The sequence below is a fragment of the Sedimentibacter sp. B4 genome, from assembly GCF_000309315.1.
Classification (GTDB): domain Bacteria; phylum Bacillota; class Clostridia; order Tissierellales; family Sedimentibacteraceae; genus Sedimentibacter; species Sedimentibacter saalensis.
This window is the reverse complement of sequence record NZ_CANG01000679.1, coordinates 1-241: the sequence shown is the minus strand read 5'-3', so window position 1 is coordinate 241 and position 241 is coordinate 1. Positions and strand designations below refer to the sequence as shown.

Annotated in this window: 1 protein-coding gene; it reads left to right on the top strand. The window is 73.9% G+C overall.

What is annotated here, in order from left to right; all coding sequences use genetic code 11:
• A partial coding sequence (locus BN358_RS26795; protein ID WP_198018468.1) for a hypothetical protein occupies window positions 1-241 on the top strand: 241 nt, incomplete at both ends.

Genomic DNA, 241 nt, shown 5'->3' with positions numbered 1-241 from the left:
CGGGCTGATCCCGAGCCGGCGGTCGACCGTGCCTGAGCCGAGGCGGCCCGGCCTCGTCGTTGTCCTCGCGCTCGCCACCGGGCTCGCCCTGGTGATCGCCGGCTACTGGTTCGTGGCCCTGCTCGCGAAGGTCGGTGGTTCCGGCATGACCGACCTCGCGGTGTACCGCGGGGCCGTGCTCTCGATGCTGGACGGCCGCGGGCTCTACGACTACGCCCTGCTCCGACCCGGGGAGTCCGCG